The 19172-nt window shown below is 51.9% G+C and carries 23 protein-coding genes; all 23 read right to left on the reverse strand.

Annotated elements, in window-relative coordinates; all coding sequences use genetic code 11:
* Positions 1–99: 99 nt before the first annotated feature.
* Complete coding sequence (locus AC0TOY_RS10710) at positions 100–690, reverse strand: tail assembly protein (RefSeq protein WP_473721812.1); 591 nt, start codon at positions 688–690, stop codon at positions 100–102.
* Positions 690–1412, reverse strand: coding sequence for a C40 family peptidase (locus AC0TOY_RS10715; protein WP_088205518.1), 723 nt, complete (start codon positions 1410–1412; stop codon positions 690–692). Before AC0TOY_RS10715 ends, AC0TOY_RS10710 begins: the two co-directional genes overlap by 1 nt.
* Before the next feature lies 1 nt (position 1413).
* Positions 1414–2169, reverse strand: a complete 756-nt coding sequence (locus AC0TOY_RS10720) for a phage minor tail protein L (protein WP_473721813.1) — start codon at positions 2167–2169, stop codon at positions 1414–1416.
* On the reverse strand, positions 2166–2513 hold the full coding sequence (locus tag AC0TOY_RS10725) for a phage tail protein (protein ID WP_473721814.1): 348 nt from the start codon (positions 2511–2513) through the stop codon (positions 2166–2168). The genes AC0TOY_RS10720 and AC0TOY_RS10725 overlap by 4 nt, the downstream gene beginning before the upstream one ends.
* A 333-nt stretch (positions 2514–2846) precedes the next feature.
* Positions 2847–5762, reverse strand: coding sequence for a phage tail tape measure protein (locus AC0TOY_RS10730; RefSeq protein ID WP_473721815.1), 2916 nt, complete (start codon positions 5760–5762; stop codon positions 2847–2849).
* On the reverse strand, positions 5762–6073 hold the full coding sequence (locus AC0TOY_RS10735; protein WP_227879273.1) for a DUF1799 domain-containing protein: 312 nt from the start codon (positions 6071–6073) through the stop codon (positions 5762–5764). The genes AC0TOY_RS10730 and AC0TOY_RS10735 overlap by 1 nt, the downstream gene beginning before the upstream one ends.
* The gene (locus AC0TOY_RS10740) at positions 6070–6381 is read right to left on the reverse strand and encodes a phage tail assembly chaperone (RefSeq protein ID WP_023344275.1); all 312 of its coding nucleotides are present in this window, start codon (positions 6379–6381) and stop codon (positions 6070–6072) included. The genes AC0TOY_RS10735 and AC0TOY_RS10740 overlap by 4 nt, the downstream gene beginning before the upstream one ends.
* A gap of 65 nt (positions 6382–6446) precedes the next feature.
* The gene (locus AC0TOY_RS10745) at positions 6447–7118 is read right to left on the reverse strand and encodes a phage tail protein (RefSeq protein ID WP_096150918.1); all 672 of its coding nucleotides are present in this window, start codon (positions 7116–7118) and stop codon (positions 6447–6449) included.
* A gap of 66 nt (positions 7119–7184) precedes the next feature.
* The gene (locus AC0TOY_RS10750) at positions 7185–7595 is read right to left on the reverse strand and encodes a DUF4128 domain-containing protein (protein WP_227879200.1); all 411 of its coding nucleotides are present in this window, start codon (positions 7593–7595) and stop codon (positions 7185–7187) included.
* Positions 7592–8176, reverse strand: coding sequence for a hypothetical protein (locus AC0TOY_RS10755; protein ID WP_070531238.1), 585 nt, complete (start codon positions 8174–8176; stop codon positions 7592–7594). The genes AC0TOY_RS10750 and AC0TOY_RS10755 overlap by 4 nt, the downstream gene beginning before the upstream one ends.
* A gap of 1 nt (position 8177) precedes the next feature.
* Positions 8178–8528, reverse strand: coding sequence for a hypothetical protein (locus AC0TOY_RS10760; RefSeq protein ID WP_473721816.1), 351 nt, complete (start codon positions 8526–8528; stop codon positions 8178–8180).
* Positions 8528–9010: a DnaT-like ssDNA-binding protein gene (locus tag AC0TOY_RS10765; RefSeq protein ID WP_070531243.1), complete on the reverse strand. Its 483-nt coding sequence runs from the start codon at positions 9008–9010 to the stop codon at positions 8528–8530. The genes AC0TOY_RS10760 and AC0TOY_RS10765 overlap by 1 nt, the downstream gene beginning before the upstream one ends.
* Before the next feature lie 36 nt (positions 9011–9046).
* On the reverse strand, positions 9047–9346 hold the full coding sequence (locus AC0TOY_RS10770) for an Ig-like domain-containing protein (protein ID WP_473721905.1): 300 nt from the start codon (positions 9344–9346) through the stop codon (positions 9047–9049).
* On the reverse strand, positions 9328–10281 hold the full coding sequence (locus AC0TOY_RS10775; protein ID WP_320737059.1) for a major capsid protein: 954 nt from the start codon (positions 10279–10281) through the stop codon (positions 9328–9330). Before AC0TOY_RS10775 ends, AC0TOY_RS10770 begins: the two co-directional genes overlap by 19 nt.
* An 11-nt stretch (positions 10282–10292) precedes the next feature.
* On the reverse strand, positions 10293–11063 hold the full coding sequence (locus AC0TOY_RS10780) for a hypothetical protein (RefSeq protein ID WP_024907199.1): 771 nt from the start codon (positions 11061–11063) through the stop codon (positions 10293–10295).
* An 80-nt stretch (positions 11064–11143) separates the two neighbouring features.
* Entirely contained in the window at positions 11144–12241 is a 1098-nt protein-coding gene (locus AC0TOY_RS10785; protein WP_473721817.1) for a phage minor head protein, read from the reverse strand.
* Position 12242: 1 nt separating this feature from the next.
* Positions 12243–13631, reverse strand: a complete 1389-nt coding sequence (locus AC0TOY_RS10790; RefSeq protein WP_473721818.1) for a DUF4055 domain-containing protein — start codon at positions 13629–13631, stop codon at positions 12243–12245.
* A 1-nt stretch (position 13632) separates the two neighbouring features.
* Positions 13633–14940, reverse strand: a complete 1308-nt coding sequence (locus AC0TOY_RS10795; protein WP_473721819.1) for a terminase large subunit domain-containing protein — start codon at positions 14938–14940, stop codon at positions 13633–13635.
* The gene (locus AC0TOY_RS10800; RefSeq protein WP_473721820.1) at positions 14918–15904 is read right to left on the reverse strand and encodes a terminase small subunit; all 987 of its coding nucleotides are present in this window, start codon (positions 15902–15904) and stop codon (positions 14918–14920) included. The genes AC0TOY_RS10795 and AC0TOY_RS10800 overlap by 23 nt, the downstream gene beginning before the upstream one ends.
* 451 nt (positions 15905–16355) lie before the next feature.
* On the reverse strand, positions 16356–16769 hold the full coding sequence (locus AC0TOY_RS10805; protein ID WP_045371016.1) for an Ivy family c-type lysozyme inhibitor: 414 nt from the start codon (positions 16767–16769) through the stop codon (positions 16356–16358).
* Positions 16770–17157: 388 nt separating this feature from the next.
* Positions 17158–17676 (reverse strand): hypothetical protein, encoded by a 519-nt coding sequence (locus tag AC0TOY_RS10810; RefSeq protein WP_101744526.1) that lies wholly within the window; start codon positions 17674–17676, stop codon positions 17158–17160.
* Positions 17673–18209 carry a lysozyme gene (locus AC0TOY_RS10815; RefSeq protein WP_473721821.1) on the reverse strand — a complete coding sequence of 179 codons (537 nt, stop codon included), beginning with the start codon at positions 18207–18209 and terminating at the stop codon, positions 17673–17675. Before AC0TOY_RS10815 ends, AC0TOY_RS10810 begins: the two co-directional genes overlap by 4 nt.
* Positions 18209–18511, reverse strand: coding sequence for a hypothetical protein (locus AC0TOY_RS10820; protein WP_028013330.1), 303 nt, complete (start codon positions 18509–18511; stop codon positions 18209–18211). The genes AC0TOY_RS10815 and AC0TOY_RS10820 overlap by 1 nt, the downstream gene beginning before the upstream one ends.
* Positions 18512–19172: the final 661 nt, after the last annotated feature.

Raw genomic sequence — 19172 nt, forward strand, 5'->3', positions numbered from 1 at the left:
CTGAAAATAAGGAAGTACAAAGGAAAAGAGTAGGTATTTTTTTCATTTTTGAATCTAAGCTCAAGTTACCCCATATTAAGTAAGCCCATTACAGCATGCTTACTGCTGATCTTCAACATAGATACCGGCGGAGATGATCGCTCCACCGATGCGGCGTTTGCCGTAAAGGAGCGGCACAGGATTACCCTGGGCTGTCGTATTGGTTACTCCACCAAAGGCATAACTAGCCTTGTTGTCTGCCGATTGCTTGCTGGCAAGTCCGGTTGTCTGTGGAGAAAGCATTTGAACGACACCGCCAAGGGCCATCGCAGCGCCAAATTGCATTAGAGGAACGCCAACAGCACCACCGCCAAAGTATGACGCCACAGCACCAACTGCGACCAAAGCCACGCCTAAGATGGTCTGGAATATTCCACCACGTTTACTCCCGAGGATAACCGGCGCGATACGGATATCAGCGGTACTCTGATCCATAGAGAGTTCATCATCGTTCAGGTTACGCTTTCCACTGAATACAGCGTAAGTAAGCCCGCGCTGCTTACTGGTATTCAAAAAACGCTCGAAGCCTGGCACGATAACGCACAATGCGCGGATGGCTTCTTTTGGTGAGGCTACCGAAAGTTGGAATTCGCGGCCAAACGTACTACCTAGAACACCGTACAGGCGAATGGTACGGACGGATTCGCACATTATCCCTCCTGCATGATTAGGCTTTTATGCCTGACAATTTTCATGGTTCTCTCCATCCAGTAACCTCCATATGGCACACGTTGACTGAGGTGACCATAAAGATGATGGAGAAGCATGTTCCCCTCCAGCAAGATCCCTGAATGGTTCCACTTATTCGATTCCACCTGCATGATGATCAAATCGCCCGGCATTGGTGATCCACTGAATTCTCGGAACCCACATTCGTACCAGCAATCCTGATAGAAATTATCCGGATAGGAGTCCTCCCACCACGGATAATCAACACGGTAATCCTGAAGTTCGACATCATGCTCCTGCCGGAAATAGCTCATCACCAGCCCCCAACAGTCGTAGTGTCCGAGCACAAACGGGCGCCCGAGCAACGGCAATTCACCTCGGGGAGTAATGGTACGAAAGTCTCCTTCAGGCCAACTGACAATATGCCAGGGCAGCAACGTTGCATCGCATTGAGCCTTGTCCAGTTCGCTTGGTTGGGTCGTCGCGTCAGGGTGACTATGTACGATTCCCGTTATCGTCCCCCAGTCTTCAGCAGCGGCGTAATCCTCTGGTGAAAGGTGAAACTGTTCCGTTGGTTCAGCAGCCAGATTACGGCATGGGAAATAGCGTTCCACCCGGCTTTTCTGCGCTATCACACCACAGCATTCGCGGGGATATTCTTTCGCAGCATGCGCCAGGATGGCCTGAATTGTTTTCTGACGCATATTAGCTCCTGATCAAAGATGTTCCCGGAAAACCACCGAAAGGAAGTTCATTGTGTTCACCAAACCGAAGCTTGCAGGCGGTGAGCGTGCCGTTGCATTGATCCAATGAGGGATCGCTTACCGGATTGTTGTTTCTGTCGAAGTAAAGCGTGCCGGCATAATCGCACCCATCGCCGGTGCGGTACCTATTCCGGATGCACCATGTGCAAAGGGAATGCAGCTGCCTGGTCGGGATCATTAACCCCTGCAGATCCATCGGGCTGGTAAGAACAAACTCGATACTTTCACCGGGAAGCTCGCTATTTTTACCGTCGATATAGAAAACCCGCTTTCTCACCTGCAAGGGATCTGCTGTTGGATTTCCATCCGGGAAATTGCGCTCATCCAGGTAATGCGCAAAAGTGTCATGAATCGTAACTTTGGCCTGCAGCATATCGTCATAGGCCAGACAGAGTGCAGTGATAGAGCTGTCAATGTTGGCAACGGTGAGCGTAGGCTGGGCGCTACTGCCATCGGTTGAAACTTCCAGTCCCTCGAGCTTATATGGCCAGGCACCATACTCTTCGCCCTGCCACCAGATACTCTTCGCCTTTAACTTTGATTCGTCGCCACCAGCAGCCGCAATCTCTTCTTCAGTATGCGGGAGGTTATAAGCGTGAAAGCGCAGAACGTCGTCCAGACCAAACGCAGAACCGTCTACCTCAAGAAGACGTATTTTTTCACCCGGTTCGAGGCGTTGATAATCTTCAGTAATCATGGTGTGTATGCCTGTTTGAAGGTTGCTTTTATGGTTATCACTTTGCTGGATAGCGGCTGGGCTTTAATGGAATCAGCTTCAATCCGGTATAAACCGGTTTCGCCAACAGGAGACGTCCAGATAAAGGATTTTGTGATGTGCTTGCGGCAAAAACTCAGCGCATCGAGCATCTCAGCTTTTTTTCCCGTTAAGGTCATCGGCCATGACTGTTTTTCAGGGTTGATGCCTTCACCGGCGATCTGTTCAAAGCCGTCTCCGAAAGATGCAGAGCGTGTTGCGTAAGTGAAGTCCCCTTCCATTCCCGCCTGAATCTGGGTTCGCCAGGTAAATGTTTCGATCGTCACTTTTCCTCCAGGTATAAAAAAACCCGCCGAAGCGGGTATAATTCGATTAGTCGCTGAAAGAAATTTCATCTCCAATTGTCGATTCATTACGTATATTTGAATGGCTATTACACAATTTCACTACACAGCGAGTTCTCATGAAAACACTACTAATCGCAGCTCTTTCTTTAGCGCTTGTGGCGCCCTCGATCACTTATGCAAAAGGTTCTCGTGGTCATTACACCAACGGGAAAGGCTCCTCACACAAGGGTGGGACATATACAACCCATAAGTATCTGCCCCGTAAATAATTAATCTTGTGATAGCAGGCTCAAACAAGGGACTGCTATCAGTTTATCTACGGCTTTTCATAGCGTTCCAAATCAACCTTCCGGGTTGCAACTCCTTAGCAATTCCAGCACGAACAGATTGTTCAATGGTCTGTTTGTAAGCGCGAGAAATAGCATCGTTGTTACCAGATGCCTGCTGCTGAGTATTCTGGTTATGAACGACCACGGACGTTTGAACGGTAACGCCGCCAGTTACCGAAGATTGCAACCCATACATCGGGGCATGGCCAACATAGCCGCCGTTTGCATACCCCTGAGCTCCACGCATAAGCGCATAGAGATTGCCAACACCAAGTGCACTGGTCGCTTCCTTCGTAAATACAAACTCACCACCATGAACTACGCCTTTCGGTTGGTACTTACCACCATCACCGGTGTAGCCACCGCTATCGAATCGCGGCACCAATCCACCACCTGAAAAACCAAAGAACGCGCCGATACCGGTTCCACCAAACGCTGACTTCATTCCATTAACCAAAGCCAGTTGCGTCAGCATCTGGGCGATGCCCTTGAGGAAAGTGGAAAGGAAATCTGAGAAGTTAGATTTACCTGTGGTGAAGAAATCAGTCAGGGTGCTGGCCATCCCGGTGAAGGCATTGCTAGTAATCGTCTGCACCTGCGAGCAAACATTGGTCGCGCTGTCCTCAAATTCAGCCCAGCCCTTTTTCGCGCCGGTCAGCCAGTCACCGCGTAGCTGATCCTCAGCATCATAGTAATCGTTAGCTGCCTTAAGCTGTTTCTGGTATCCCTCTTCATCCAGCGAACCACCAGTATTTTTCCAGCCGGCGGCGAGCTGACTTTTTGCCAGCTCTCGCTGCGCCTGGCGGTCACTCATCCCCGCGCCACCCAGTAATGCGGCCTGTTTCTCAGCCATCTGCGTGACGTATTTCTGCGAGGTATCCATGCGCTTGTTCAGCAGTTCCTGAGCGGAAATCTGATCACCCAACAGGGCTTTCTGCCGCGCTAACTGTAGCACCAGGTCTTTACTCGCGAGCAGAGATTGCTCCTGCTTTGTCAGAGAGCGAGATCGGGAGGCCTCTTCCAGCACCTGAAATTTCGCTTCCGTAGTCCAAAGGTCTTTGCGCTGTTGGCTGATAGTGTCGTTCAGCCCTTTATGCTGCTGCAGCGCGCGTAACTGTGCCTGAAGCGCCAGCAGCTCGGCCTGGGCAGCATCCGTGCTGCGATCGCCAGCCGATAAAGTGCCCTGCTTTCCGGTTTGCGTCTTTTTACCAAAAGAAGCGACTCCTTCACGATCCTTCTGGGTGGTTGCGGTACTTATCTTTCTGGTCGTATCGAGGTATTTACCTGCACTGATATCAGCGGCATCCCAGTCTTTTTTCAGCTGAGAGACGCTGTCGCCATAAGCGCCGGCCATTTGTTCGTTGTAGTCCTGCCATCCCTGCAAAGTATCTGTTTTCGCCCAGTCGGGAACGAGGTTAATCGCGGCAGCGATAGAGGATGAAATGATCTGGTTCAGCTTCTGGAAAACGATCGCTACGCTGTAATAAATTGCGTTGAATTCCTTCAGAGTGTTTGATGCCAGCTCAGCTACCCACTGACCGATACTCTGCATGGCCTCAGACGCCCAGCCTTTGATATCCAGCCACAGGCGACCAAACGGTGTCAGCGAGTCATAAGCCTGCTCTCCGCGCTCAGCCATTGTGTCGCCAAACAAATCCATGGCCTGTGTAACTGCAGCAGTCTGGTCCTTCTGCTTCACCAGCTCATCAATGTGCTTAAGCTGCGAAACAGTCAGGAAGTTGTATTGTTCGTTTAGACTCTGAAGGGCTTTAACCGGATCCTTTTCAATATCCTGATATGCCTTGGTGATGTCCTGCGCCGACACAATACCGGTTTGAACTGCAAGTGCCGTAGAGCCCGCCGCTTTTTCGAGCTGCTGCTGTGTGAGCGAACCCATGCTAATCAGTTCAGTCATCAGACTCTGAACGGTTCCTACAGTAGCGCCAGTAGAGGCAGCAATAGACTGGGAGGAAGCCATGATCTGGAGCGCTGACGTGCCGGCAATGTTGCCAGTCCTGATAATGGCCTTGTTGATTTCGTCGTAGGCGGTGAAGTAGTCCGACCCCGTTTTTGCCGCAATCAGAACGGCACCGGCCAGGCCACCAATGGCCACTCGGGCAGGAGTCACCATCGACAACATTGCTTTGAGAGCATTGCCTACACCGCCAAACGAATCGCGCAGCTGGCCGCCCTGCTGAATGGCTACCATATAAACCGGCATACCGGACGCCAATGAAGTCACGATATCGGTCATTTGCATCGGTAGATAACGCATCGCGTTGCGGTATTGCCCCGCGCTGATCGCTCCTGACTTCCACGCTTCCTCCTGCTCTTTCAATCGGGCGATCATCGGTGCAGCACGATCGGACACGCCAAGTTGGGCTGCTTTTAGCTCTAACAATTCTACGCGCGTTTTTCCGATTGCTGTGACCTGCTCTTCCAGCGAATCGATAAAGGTTTTGCCCGCTGCAGCTGCACGCTGCGCTGCCTGAGCCTGCTCAATGCGAGCCCGCCCCTCTGCGGTTTCAGACTCCATTACCTGTGCCAGTTTTGCACGCGTCGTCTCAAGCACGCTGTTGTAACGAGAAAAATCCTCGTCTCCCACCAGCCCTTTACCGCGAAATTTCGCCAGGCTCTCCTGGATAGTGTCCAGTTCATCCAGCGCCTTGTTTACCGGGCTGATTTTATTCAGCAGGTTCTGCAGCTCCTGGCGCTGTTGCTTCAGGCTTTCGCTATTTTTCTTTTGGTTATCGATACCGGTGCGGAACGTACTGTTAAGGTCATCCGCTTTACCTGCCGCGGCGGACGCGGTCTCCTGAAAGCGATCAAGTGCCTGATTACCGCGCTCCAGCTCACTGGTATTTACACGCAGGGAAATCGTGGCGATATCGTTACTCATTACGCCCTCTCTTTATGCATAATTTTTAGCGCAGCACTTTCCATCACCCGGATGTCCGAAAGCGCGGTTGCCTCGTCGTCGACGTTGTGCAGACGCATTACCCAGGGCAGCACGTTGTAATCAAGCCCTGATGCGCCTCCCATGCCCGTGCGCCACTGCGTACTGACAGCCTGAAACACCAGGAATGACGGCCAAACATCTGGCCAGACGTCGATTAATTGATCGTCGTAGTCATCCGGCGTAAGCCCATAGGGTGCCAGGTCTGCCGCTGTGGGTTCAGGCGTATAGAATGCAGAGGCAACCGCTATCAGTTTTTTTCGCGCTGCCCCATCAGTTCGCGATAGTAGGTTTCAGGGATAGCCTTCATTGCAGCCGGATAATTTTCCAGCAGCACCGACAGATTCTCCGCGTTGAATGCATCGGGGAGCGCCCAGCCAGAAATAATTTCCATCAGAAAATCAGTGGCGGTTTTACCTTCGAGTTTTTCGAGATCAGCCAGTTCTTTAAGTGGCTTGTGGTTGAACGTGAACGTCAGCACGCCATCCTCATCGCCAGCGCGGGGAATCGAGACATTGGCCTTGAATGTAGGTTTGGGCTGAAGGGTGAATTTGGTCGCCATCGATACCTCTTAACGAAAAAAAGCCTCCGTGATGGGAGGCATGGAATGGTGAAAACTCTGACGGGTCAGGCGGCAGCGTCAGTCGCCTTGTAGAACGTCATCGCCGGTGACTGCAGGTTCAGCACCACACTCACTGTCTCTACCTCGTTAACTGCAGTAGTTGGCGTATCGTCAAAGGACGCCGTGGCCGCCCAGTAACGGTTTTCCTTCGCCTTCGGCACGTACATGTAAGCCGCAACCGTCTCTTCGTCTTCATCCAACTGGCGAAGAAGCGGATATACAGGGAGAGAGGAGTCATGCGCGATCGAGTAGGTCTGGGAGACTGCGGATTTATAGGTATTCAGGTTGCGCTGGCGATCATCGCTGAGGAACTGAATCTGCGTGGTGTTCTGATCGCCACCAGATTTCGACACCTCAGTTATTTGCGGCAGCTCGGTCCATTCAAGCACCTTTCGGATCGAACCGGCACCGCCACCAGCGGCATATTTGTTCTTGTTGGTGGTATTGATATTGCGAAGGGTTACGGCGCTTTCTGCAATCGCATCAATTTTTGCAATGACGTTATCAACACCGGACCAGTTGCAGTTCACATGAACAATATCACCCACCTTGAGTGCGTCCGCTTCACTCACGGTGATCACCATATTTTCGGCGTTCGTCGCCCCGGTGAAAGTAATGGCTGGGCCATAACCCGATGCCAGATAGACGTGAGCGCCGTTAGGCAATGCAAAGCCCATATTGGTTACTCCTTTAGAAACGGGAAAACCGGCAAAGAGCCGGTCAGGTTTAGAAGGTTGCAAGCATTAGCTGGAGATATCAGCTCGATAATTGAGACTAACGGGAACGGTATAAGAGACAGATGTAGTGATACCGCGGAAAACACCAGGCGTTTGATCTATCCAGCATGTAAAACCCATGCCTTCAATCTCCTGCCCTTCGGGGAACAATTCAGCCACGCGGTCAGCCAGAGCCACAACATCGGTACGGCCTGTGCCGGCTGGGGCAACAACGTTAATCTGGTAAACACCTGAATAAATGCGGCAGCGCAATCCAAGGTCCAGCGTACGCGGCGTGGCGGGCATGTCATGGACTGCAAGATAGAGCCCATCAGACGGCGGTGTAAAAGGCACGTTTTCCCAGGCAACCGGGATACCTTCAGCATCAGCCCACTCGCCGAGCCTGGCGGCCAGCGCCGCCGCGATATCGGGAATCATTTAGTCACCTCCCTTACTGCTTCCTCAAAAAATCGCTGAAACTCAGCAGCAGTAATGCGTACCATCCCTCCCGGAGCCTGGGAAGAGTGCCCCATCTCCAGTCGATACGCGTAAGGGACGTTGTTGCAGAAATAAATATCCTTCATCCCGACTTTGAACAGCGACAGTGTGTAATTGCCGGCGGCTTTTGTCAGATTTCCGGTTTTATCGACACGGCCCGTTTCATCTGTGGTCGGTGCATCAAAAGACACCTGCCAGTTGCCCCGAAACCGTCCACCCGTATATCCGGGCGGCGCTTTGATATCCATCCCATCCACCAGTCGAGCCTTCTTCTTAAGTCGTCCGGTTTTAGTCAGGTTTGCAGGGTCCGATTTTTGCGCTTCGTTATGGTCGTATACCGCCTGATTGTAAGAAGCTGCCGTCTGGTTGATGCCCCAGAGCTCGGGGTTGCCGACAGGTGACATCATCACCAGTTGATTAAGAATCCGAATGCCGACAGCACGTACGACCGCTTCCTGATTCGCTTTGGCTTTGTCCACGAACGCGTTGATGGCAGCCGTAAACGCCTTATTATCGCTCATGCTATGTCCTCAACTGAGATTTGTAGCAGAGCACTACCGCACCCGGTTTCACGGGGTTAGGTTTAACTACGCGGTAGCTTACGCCGTCCACGACGATCAGATCGCCGGTTTTAATTTCCTTCTCAGCGGTGAAGACAATCCGAATATCGCCGTTTTCAATGACGGTTCCATCAATTTCGGCTGGCGCGTAATCCGTCTTCACTCCTGTGGCGGTGAACTGGATATCATCGGAACGATGCTCCACACCACCGATGACGATTAACGTGCCCTTACGCGTGACGTTGTATGCAATGCCGTTCTGCTTGAGCATACGAGTCGTTGTCGCCTGCATTCGCTGATAGTTGATGGCCATTACGCGCGCTCCGCGAAAGCATTGATTGCATATCCACGCCCACCAGCCAAGTCGCCGAGAATAGCCATTACCGCCGGGTAGGATGGTGTGAACACCTCACCATCGGCAACCGCATAGGTCATGGTTACGGCACCTTCGACACGTTCGGTTTTAACCGCGGCCTCACGAACGCTTGAAAGCAAATCGCCATCAATTGCCTCGATAGCCAGCATACATTGTGCGGTGATAACCTGCCGCGGCACCTGGTCGGGAGGGAAGTCGTGTCCATCCAGAACGACATTCACGCGTGGCCATGCCAGTGGCTGTCGAGGGTCTGCTTTGGAACCTACCCAATCTAGCCCTTCCAGATAGTCCATCCCCTTAATCAGTAACGGCGCGAGCTTTTCAGGCAGCTCAATCCCTCTCAGCGCGGCAAATGACGCCAGTTCATCTTCGCTGGCGTAACTGTTAACGTCAGCGGCGGTGATATCAGTATTAATCATCTGAGCATCCGTTGAATGGGGCTTACGCCCCATCGGTTAGCCTGCAGCAGGTGCGGTGAAGGTGATTTCCTCACTCGATTTAGCAATACCATCAACAGTACCAGTGACCGTGAAAGTACCAGCCGTATCGGAGGTAAGCTTGACCGTCGCCCCACCAGCAGAGCCTGTTTGAGAACTGGCCGTGCTAAGCGTGCCACCTGAGGACGTCCACGCGACGGTTTTACCGGATACACCGGAGCCATTCAGCGTGTACTTCAGAGAAACAGTTACCGCGTCTGTGCTGTCAGCAGTTGCGGAGGTTTTATCCGCTGACAGCGTTACTCCCCCACAGCGGATCCCAGTTTAATCAGCACGCCTGCCGTTGATTTGTTGCTGGTGAAGTGTTTCTTCCAGTTGCCCGCAGTGCCGATGGCGGTCAGGTCAGGGTTATCACCTTTGGCGGTATCCCAGCTGTAGCCCAGCAGATCAACGTTCACCACGCCTTCAGCACGATAGCCAACCGCAAGGTTTTCCTGATCGTTGATATCGTAGGAACGGAAGCCCGGCGCCTGAGACTCGGTGACGGTAACCGCACCAGCTACCAGCCCAAGGATCGCATCAGCGTCCATGGTGTCGGTCACCAGCACAGGTTTACCCAGCGTGCCTGGCTGCCCGCCGTAAACCACCACGCCCGCTTCTTCGTAGATTTTGTTGGCAATCGCCTCATCCACGATGTCGAAGTAGGTGGCAGAGTGCATCACGAACAGGACCACGCGGTTAAACTTGTCCCCGTATTTGCGCAGGCCGCGCGTCAGGGTCTTTTTACCGTCGGTCTCAATATCGGCGGTGACGACCATGTCGGCGTTAGCACCAATCGCCGCAGTCAGCGCTTTCAGGCCGTATTTCACGTAGCCTTCCAGCGTGGCATCTGCGACATCAACGCCGATCACTTCGGAGAACTCATCAACGGAGCGGCCACGGCGTTTAAAGGCCTCTTCCGTGGTTTCGTATGGACCGTATTTCCACGGCGCTTTGACGGATACGGCTTCACCGGCACCAATTTTCTTACCCGTCACCTTTTCGGTGGAGTTAACGTCACGCGATTCGATTGAGCCGCCAACCTTGTAGAAGGCACGCTTGCGGAAGTCGCCTTCAATCAGCTCGTTATCCAGGAGGATCGCTCCGTTGGAGGACGCGTTGAAAATTGCCAGGTTGTCCTGACGGCGCTCGAGGAAAGCGGTCTGCGCCAGATCGTCATAAATGATCAGGTCACTATTAACAGTGGTAGACATGGGTTAATCCCTTATTTCGGAAGTTTGAGGAAGGCCTGCTGGCCATGCTTGCGGATATAGTCCGCTTTGTCGCTGGCGCTCATTTCGGAACGTTTCAGGCTGCCACCGCCGTTTGGTTTATGTCCGCCAGCGCCGGTGCCTTCTGCGCGTGGGAACAGATGCGGAGCCGTCTCCTTAAGAGACTCCGCCCACTCAAGCGGGCTTAGTGGGGTTTTACCGTCTTTACCGAACAGAACATCGCCATTTGCATCAACTGCTACGGCCTCGCCTTCGTCGTTGAGCTGGAATGTGCCTTTGGCACGCAGAATCAAATCGTCAGATGCTTCCGGTAGCGCGCCAGCTTTGGACGCTGCTGCACGGATTGCATCCCCCAGAACTCGATCCCGGAATTTGTTGGAGAACGCTTCGGCTTTGTCCGCGCGTTCATTTGCGGCTTTAATCTGCTTATCAACGTCAGCACGCAGACGTTCGGTGCGCTTATCGAGCACCTCATCGATTTTTCCTGCGGCAATCAGCTTTGCCTCTTCGTCGTCGGAAAAACGCTGGAGGATCCCGCGTACTGCATCAGGATCGATACCATCAAAGCGAGACAGGTTTTCTTTTTGTTGCTTGATGGTGCCCAGCAGTTCTGAGTTTTTTGATTTCAAGCCAGTGACTTCGCTGGTCACACGCTCATCAATAAGCTTCTGGATTTCAGGGGTGATTTCGATACCACCGCCACCGCTGCCCTCTCCGCCGCTTTCTGGTGCATAGAATTTCAGAAGCATGTTTCGAATTAACATATTTTCCCCTCGGGATTTTGTCGGGCCTCGCCCATAAAAAAGCCCCGGCGGATACCAGGGCGTGAAGTAAGATGTGGTTGTTAGTTGTCTGTGCCTGAGAGCTGCTTAAGACGTTCCAGGGATATCCATTCGCCTTTGTCAGTAAACATATCAGCCAGGTTGATTTCACCCGCGCGGAACAAACGGCCACGCTCGGCACCCAGAACCTGATCCTGGCGTTGTGCTGGCTGGCGCGCGAGCCATTCCAGATACGAAGTTTTCCCCGGTACCTGTCCATCCATGCTAGCTCGAGTCCCCTCGTCCATCTCATCGATATCGATGCCAAGTTCGCGCCACGACTTGAGGATCAGGGTTTCGGTAGAACGACAGCAAAAATGAATTTTCCCGGGTCCCTGCAGGTAAGACACCTTATGCCCGACCGGTTTGTTATCCAGGGTGTAACGCAACAGGTCACGAATAATGCAGTCGTGGCTGGTTTTATTGTCCAGCGTAGATAGCCACTGTTTACCTTTTACGATATCGCTGTTGGCGCTGGTGAAGCTGTTGCGTGCTGTGGCAGCCAGATGATTCACGGCTGTTTTAGCGATGCTGGCAGCGTTTGCCCTGCTCATCTGCAGCGCGCCGTCGCGATAATTTTTATTGGCGTGGCCGCGAACACTGCGCGCGATTGTTTCTACCGTGTCGCCGGCAAGATACCCCCTGCGGACGGCGTTCACTATCCGCGCCACCCTGTCCGATTCCAGATTCTCCGCCCACTCACTCAGCAGCCTCCCCTGAAAGGGCTGCGCCATTGCTGCGGCATACACCATATCGGCGGTGATGCCCTGCAGAGGATAGTGAGACAGGACCTGTGATGGCAGAAGGGAATCGAACAGGCTCAGCTGATAACTGGCTTCGTTCTTTGCAAGCGCCACCAGCTCGCTCTCGAGCCCTGCCTGCATGGTGGCTACGGCCTGATGGTTAAGCTCACGCACGCTGCCCAGTAAACTCTGCAGACGGCTAACGGTGAAGCTCTCAGGAGGCAATCTGTCCAGCGCATCCAGTAGACGTGCCGACAGGTCAGCATCCGTCTCGTTAAGCAACTTCACCATCCGGTTTGCCACGCCGGTGGCGTAGCGGCTTAACCAGATGGAATGTGCGATTGATTCATCGCGCAAGCTTTCGTTTACTGTTGCCATATCAGCCACCGGTCAATGTGGGGGCTTGGTTGCGAAGTGCATCAATCACTTCGTCCGGGCTGTCTGCCGGGTCGATAAGGTCAAGCTTCTGCAGTGCTCGAATCATATCGCTGTCGCGCAGCGCACCGGACTGCCAGGCGTTGACGATTGCCGTCACCATGCCCGACTCAGCAACCTTCGCGATGAATTCCTGATTGATGGTGTAGCTCGTCGATTCTCCCTTGATGCCGAGGTATTTCGCACACCATCCCAGCGCCAGCGTATAGGCCTCAGAAACGTTTGAAACGCAGATACCGAGCACCGATGTTGATGATGTCTGCTCACCACTCGCCTGGGTTGCCGTCTTCGCCGTGGCGTTCTGCTCAATCAGTCGGGCGCCCAGCTGCACCATGTAATCGCGCTTGCTGTCCATGGCCTCTTTAGCCAGCATGTTCGGCTGTGCCTGGGCATAACCAAACGACCCATCTCTGGGAAGCATCAGTGGTGAACGGGAACCAATTTTCACCCCGGTCTTCTCAAGGTGATCGCGCCAGTTGGTATCAAGCCCAGTCATATAAGGCTGCACCTGGCCACAGAACCACACGCTATCCTCATAGTCAGCGCTGTTTCGGTAATGACCGTGGTTTATCTCCACCAGCGCAGCCAACGGTGAATCATCGATAGTGGGATCGTTGTTCTGAGCACCGACAAAGGTGAAAGGGATTTCGTCCCAGAAGTCCTTTCCTTTCGGCTTAGGGTGGTACTCACTGTCAACGGTGTAGGTTCCGCTTGCTGTGCCACCAGCCCGGCGCCATACGCGGCATATGAACCTCCCTTCTTCCAGCGCGAGCTCGCGGTACTGGATTTCATCCTTGTAAGCGTAACCATCCGGCTCTTCTACGCATTCGCGCAGGACCACCAGCACCAGTTGATCGCGCCCGTTGATACGCTTTGTTCGCCAGTTGATGATGTTCTCTGCCGGGTAGCGGAGGATGATTGCTTCGTCGGATTCTTCAGCGTAATCGACGTAAATGCCCTCTCGCGCAACCTCCAGCACGTTCTCCGCCACCAGCTGTGACTGCTGATAGATGCTGGTACCGGCCCCGTCAGCATTGTCCAACAGGTATTTCATCTTCTCCGGGCCGTTAAAAGTGGGATCCTTTCTATACGCCATCCCCAGCATGCCGATCTTCGTATTACCGGCAATCGCATAGAACACCGCGCGGCTCAGATAGTCCTCATTGCGCTTGCGATTGCGTGTGGATTTATCGGTTGGGTCGAGATACGGCAGATATTTATTACCCGCCGCTTTTACTGCCTCAGCCCCTTTGCAAAAGTCCCTGTATTTCCGCCAGGCAGCAGAAGCCGCCCGGTGTTCTGGTCGAACCCAGGTGATGTCGTCGTTTGCCATATCAGAAAGTGGTGTCCATGGTGATTGAGTATGCCGGCTTCACGATCGGATAATCCTTCACGATGAAGTACCCACCAGCATCATTGGGGTGATCGTTATCTGCTGATTTATCCGGTTCTCCATTGGCCGCCCAGATTTGCTGTTCGAGGCTTTCGGTATAAACCGGGCAGCTCTGGACGTTCACCAGATAGCGGCGTTCGCCGTTGGCGTTACAGAACATGGCGTTCATCGAGTTGATACGGTCCTTAACCGGCGGGTTGGCATCATCAACAATGACGCTGAATCCGGCATCGTTGAGCTGAGCAATATCGGTCTTGCTGGCGTTCTGCGATTTGCGTGAGTCACCAGAGGCATCCGGATAGATGTAAATCTCCCGGCTTTTAACGTATCGGCCATCCTCGTAGCGCCAGAACTCTTCCTGGATACGCTTAATCATCGCTGGCGTATCGTAGACCTTCACCAGCTCACGGACCGCGCGCGGCAGGCCATTACGCTTAACGTGAACAATCGCGGCCATTTTTCCCACGTTGAAGTCCATACCAATGAACAGCGGCTCCCCGTCCTGAATCTCGTCAGAACAGTTATTCAGCTTACGGTTGAACGTGTGGTAAATGGTCCCGCTGTTGAGGTTGGTGAACTTCCCGCGCAGGTATGCCTGAATCAGTTCATCAGGATAAGAGCTCAGCAGCGAAGGGATGTAATCAGGCGGTAGATTCTTCGCATTGTCGAACGTGCTGGCCTGAATCAGTCCATACAGCGCCGCAAGCTCTGGCTTTTCACGCACCGCCTTCACGAATTGCTGGTAGACGAACTTGAAACCTTCCGGTGTGGTCGTTACATCGATGCCATTACGTAGCCCATCAACCTTGTAACGCATACGAGCGATGATTTTTCGCCAGGCCTGCTGCGCTTTAGCAGCCGCCATGACGTCCAGCTCATCCACCATCGCATTACCGATTTTGAAACCAACTATCGAGCCGGGCTTCTCCATCGAGCGGCAGATTGTCGTCCCGCGATAACGCCGTCCCTCGTAGAAGTGAACCTCTTTGTTCCCCTCATTGATTTTCACGCTCAGCCCCCAGTCGAAGGCCACCTCTTCAATCGTCGGGTAGAAGATGTCACGAATCTGCGGGTATGTCGGCGCGAAGTAACCTTGGTTAATCTTCGGATGCTCCCACATCCCTTTGCAGATGCCGCCACAACCCACCCACGTCTTACCGGAACCGAACCCGGCAACGTAGGCTTTGAATTTGTGCTGCATCGCGAGGAACCGCGCCTGAGGAATGTTAAGTGTCGGGCTGATCCCCATCGTCTGCCCTCGCATCCACTACGTTGATATTGATCTGCACTGGAGTTGGTTCATCGTCCTCACCATCACCTGCCAGCTCTTTACGGAGTTTCTCGACCTCAAGCTGCCGGCGTTCGATTTCAATCTGCTGCAGACGTTGTGCGAACTCGCTGTCAGCCAGGCCAAGGCGCTTCATTACTGCTTCAAACATTCTTTCCCGACTGATGGCTGTGATTTCGACGCCGTTTTTGCCGACCTTCACACCTGAATAGGCGAGCCTGGAAGCTGCCGGGAGTTTGCGTGTATCAGGGAAGTAAGGCTGGCCAATGCCGTCACCATTGCAGCGTGGACATTCTGGATTGGCCTCTCGGGTGTGGTCGTAACCGTAACCGCCGGAATCTTCGGGTTCACGTCTGTCACGCTCAACAGCCTCGAGTCTTTTCTCTTCGAACTCAACTGCATCACGCCACTGATACTGGTGACCGAAGCCCCAACAGTAACGACACGCGCCTCGACGGTATTGCGAGAGTTGGTTTGCATCGAAGGTGGCGAGCTGCCACATCTGCGCAAGAACCTCATCGGCACTGCCAAGCGTGCGCGCAATGGAGGCTTTTTGCTGCTGCGCAATAGACTGCGCAACGTTAGGATTCGCTATAAGCTGACGACCGTAGTTTGGGTCACTATAACCAGCACGTGCAGCGGCGGCTGTGGCGTTATTGTCCTTCAGGTATTCAGCGATGAAGCGCTTTACCTTTGAACTGAGCTTTATATCCACCAGCTCATTTGCGCTCTTATCTTTCTGCGCAGTGCGCACTATCTTTCGCGGGTAAATTTTTGTATTTTGCGCAGCAGTTTTCTTGATATAGCGGCGAGCAGTTACATAATTAAGGTTATGTGCCTCGCACCATTCCTTAGGGGATATGCCAGTAGCAGCGTGATCAGACAGGAACCGCTTCTGCAGCTCGCCCCAATCCGGCTTAGCCATTGTCACCTCTAAACTGAATGAATTTTAGACGTCATTCATAGCTTCAGTATTTGAAGCTATGAATTATCTTTCTCAAAGAAATCTTGAAATGAGGATTTAAGTTTATGAAATATGTATAACTACGATGACGTACAGAAAATCAAGACCAACCTTGAGTGGATAGTGCATCAAGCATCTACTCAGTCTAATTTGCACACTGAGCATGACCAAATAGTCATTTCCGATCTAATGGAGCTCATCCAGACATATGAAACCCTTCTTGACCTCGTAAGCAAATTTGGTGCTTCCGTCTTGAACTCGGAAATCATAGCGGGTCTATCAATCACAGAGAAATTCATTGCTAAAGTTAAGCGGAATGAGGGTGCGATGTGAGCGACAAACACACTGTGTGGCGATTGATTTGTGTATTGAAGCTTCAAACTGGTGGATTACAGTTTGAAGCTTGGGTTATTTAATTGCCGTACAGTCGATTGAAAAGCGCATTTTTCATCGCATTAGAATCAATCGGATCCACGTTTAACCAGGTCAATGTCTCACGATTCTTTTCTGCATTGAAATCAGAAAACACACCATGAATATCACCGCTATCAGGTGAGTAGAGAACAGCAATATTCTGTTCTGGACAACTGTGTGGTTTACACCCTGACAGTGCAATATACTTTTTGCCCGCAACTGTTACTTCGGTTGATGGCGTGCTCGTGCCACCACTTTTTACCCATGCAGGTAGTTTGTTTTTACTAATCAGCTGGGAGTAGCTTTTAGACGTGCTTTTTGCACTGGCGAAATCAGAAAGATACTGCCCCTCGTCGGCAAGAGCACTGAAAGATACAAAAGCCATAGCAGCGATAAACACTTTACCTTTCATATTAATCCTCATTCCATAAAGACATCTCAACACTATACCTTATCGGCTACTATGTCAGCCCTACAGTTAGCTAGAGGATTCCATATTACTGCCTATCCCAAGTGATTAACTCAGAATCATCCTAATAGCTACCGCTTATGCTTGTTGATTACGGACTGCTTGCCAGACTATTCAAGACTCTGATGAGGAGTTTGCCAACTCCAGGGAAACATCCATAAAAAGAGCAAGTGAAACTGAGACTCTGGTAGCCCTCCTTGTGAGGGCATTTTTTTACAATGCTGCGCTTCGCTTGTTAAATATTGAGTCTTTTCTACAATTTAATAGTGCTTTGCTATGTCAGGTAAAGCCGTCGTTCAGGAATACCCGTGTGCTCAAGGACGAGCCATCCCTAATTCTTTCTTTCCAACTCGATCTGCCTTATGCCAGCGAAATTATTGTTGCCCTTTTCAATTACAGCCAGTAGCGGCTTAATCCACAATACTACCTGGCAGTACGTCATGGAGTTGGTGGCAACGGCACGATCATCGGCTGTGTAAGGTCCATTGGAATCGGTGTGCATGGCGCTGGCACGTAAACGGTGCGCGTATTTGAGCAGCCCACCAGCAATGTCAGCAGGAACAGGCAGATCACAGGTTTTTTCACGGCGGAGAATCTCCCGGTATTCGATTACGGTTTCTTCGGTGCTGGTGTCAATCAGGGAGTTGAGCCTATTGGCATGTTCTGCAACCTGATTGAATCGATTGAAGTTGAATGTCTGGGTAGCGATAACCTGCCCTTGCAGAGAATTGTCACTTCGCAGAACGTCGTTTTCACTTTGAAGATTACTGGCCTCCAAACAGCTCTTAACGAGGGCGACCGAAAGGCCAGCAATAATGACAACGCCGATAATACCCGGATTAATTTTCACTGGTCTATCCCCCAGCACGCCAGCGCACTTTCCTGGTCTCGCCGTTCTACCTGACCGTAGCAGCCGTTCTTCTGACCTTTAGTCATGCTGCAATCGCGACCACCGTCTTTAATCCACCAGCGGATTGCCTCGCATGCCCCGTGGCGGTCACCAGCATTAATGCGCTTATAGAACGTGGACGGGAAGCATTCACCCGGCCCGATGTTGTACGGACAGAAAGATGCGATTCCAGCCTTCTGCGGTTCGGTTAGCGGTACCGAAATATTGCGGTCAACCCATGCCAGAGCCTTATTGCGTTCGATGGCGTTCACCTGATTGCATTTGGCCTGAGTCAATTTCATGCCCTGCACAACCGGTTTACCATCAACCATCGTTGCGCCGCGGCAAATAGTCCAGATACCGCCGCCATCCTTGTAGGCCGTGAGGCTGTTACCCTCTTTCTCATTTAGAAACTGATCGAGAATGACGGATGCAGGAGCACCAGCCAGTACCAGCCCCAGAACTGCAGTACTCAACTTTGCTCTGGATCCCATCACTCACCTTCCTTTTGTAATGCCTCAACGACCACGCTTGCAGCGGCAGGACGCTCTTGAAGGGGTTTATCACCAACGCCTTTCAGGTAGTCATTGACCATTTTTGTTCGCTTCTCATCCTCTCTACGCCTGCGGTTTGCATCTACCCGCCCGTTAATGTACGAGGCTAGCGAGATAAGCAGACCAGCAGCGCCAAAGAACATGAACACCAGATCCTGAGTGGTAAATCCAATGGCTGACGCCAGAGCTGCTACCCACGCGAAGAACTGCGTGAAGATGTTCCCTGAATCATTCATTTTCATGGTCTCTCACCTCGCTAAGTGCGGGTGCTGTTGATAAAAATAAAAAAGGCTGCCATACGGCAGCCTGATGATGATTGATACTCTTCGGCGCTTCTTTCTCCCTTAGGAAAGCAATAGATTAAACAATCCTTAAGGAGAGTCATTTAAACAAAAAAATAATTAACTGCTCACATAGTTTAAAGCTGTTATTATTTACATTAACTCATAACTTTAGCTTTTGTGGATAAAAGAAAGACAATCGGGCAGAAGATGGAATTATTATTGCGGAGAGGAGTGATGTCGTTCTCCGCGCTTTTTTGTCTCAGACGAGCTTGTAATGTTTCGAGGATCGTTTTGCTAAAACACGTACTGAGGTTTAGCACCCTTTCTTAGCTCTGAGGTCTCTTACAAAACACAAGGGAGAAATAAAAAAAAACCTGCTCGGACAAGCAGGCATAAATAGCTAAGTTGGCAATAACTGAGGGAGTGGTGCCGGGTGCCTCCCGGTGGAAATGATCACAGCATTCATTTCCGCGCGCTGGTTGGACACTCTGGAGAAATGTCCTGCTGAACCGCCCCTCCGCTTAGGGGGATCCACCACAAAAACGCTTTCAGAAACATCCATTCCGCAGGATGCTTAAGAAGCATATGTGCAGTATGAAGAATCTGCCGCATAATCAGA

This window comes from Enterobacter sp. PL_is379 (assembly GCF_055817355.1).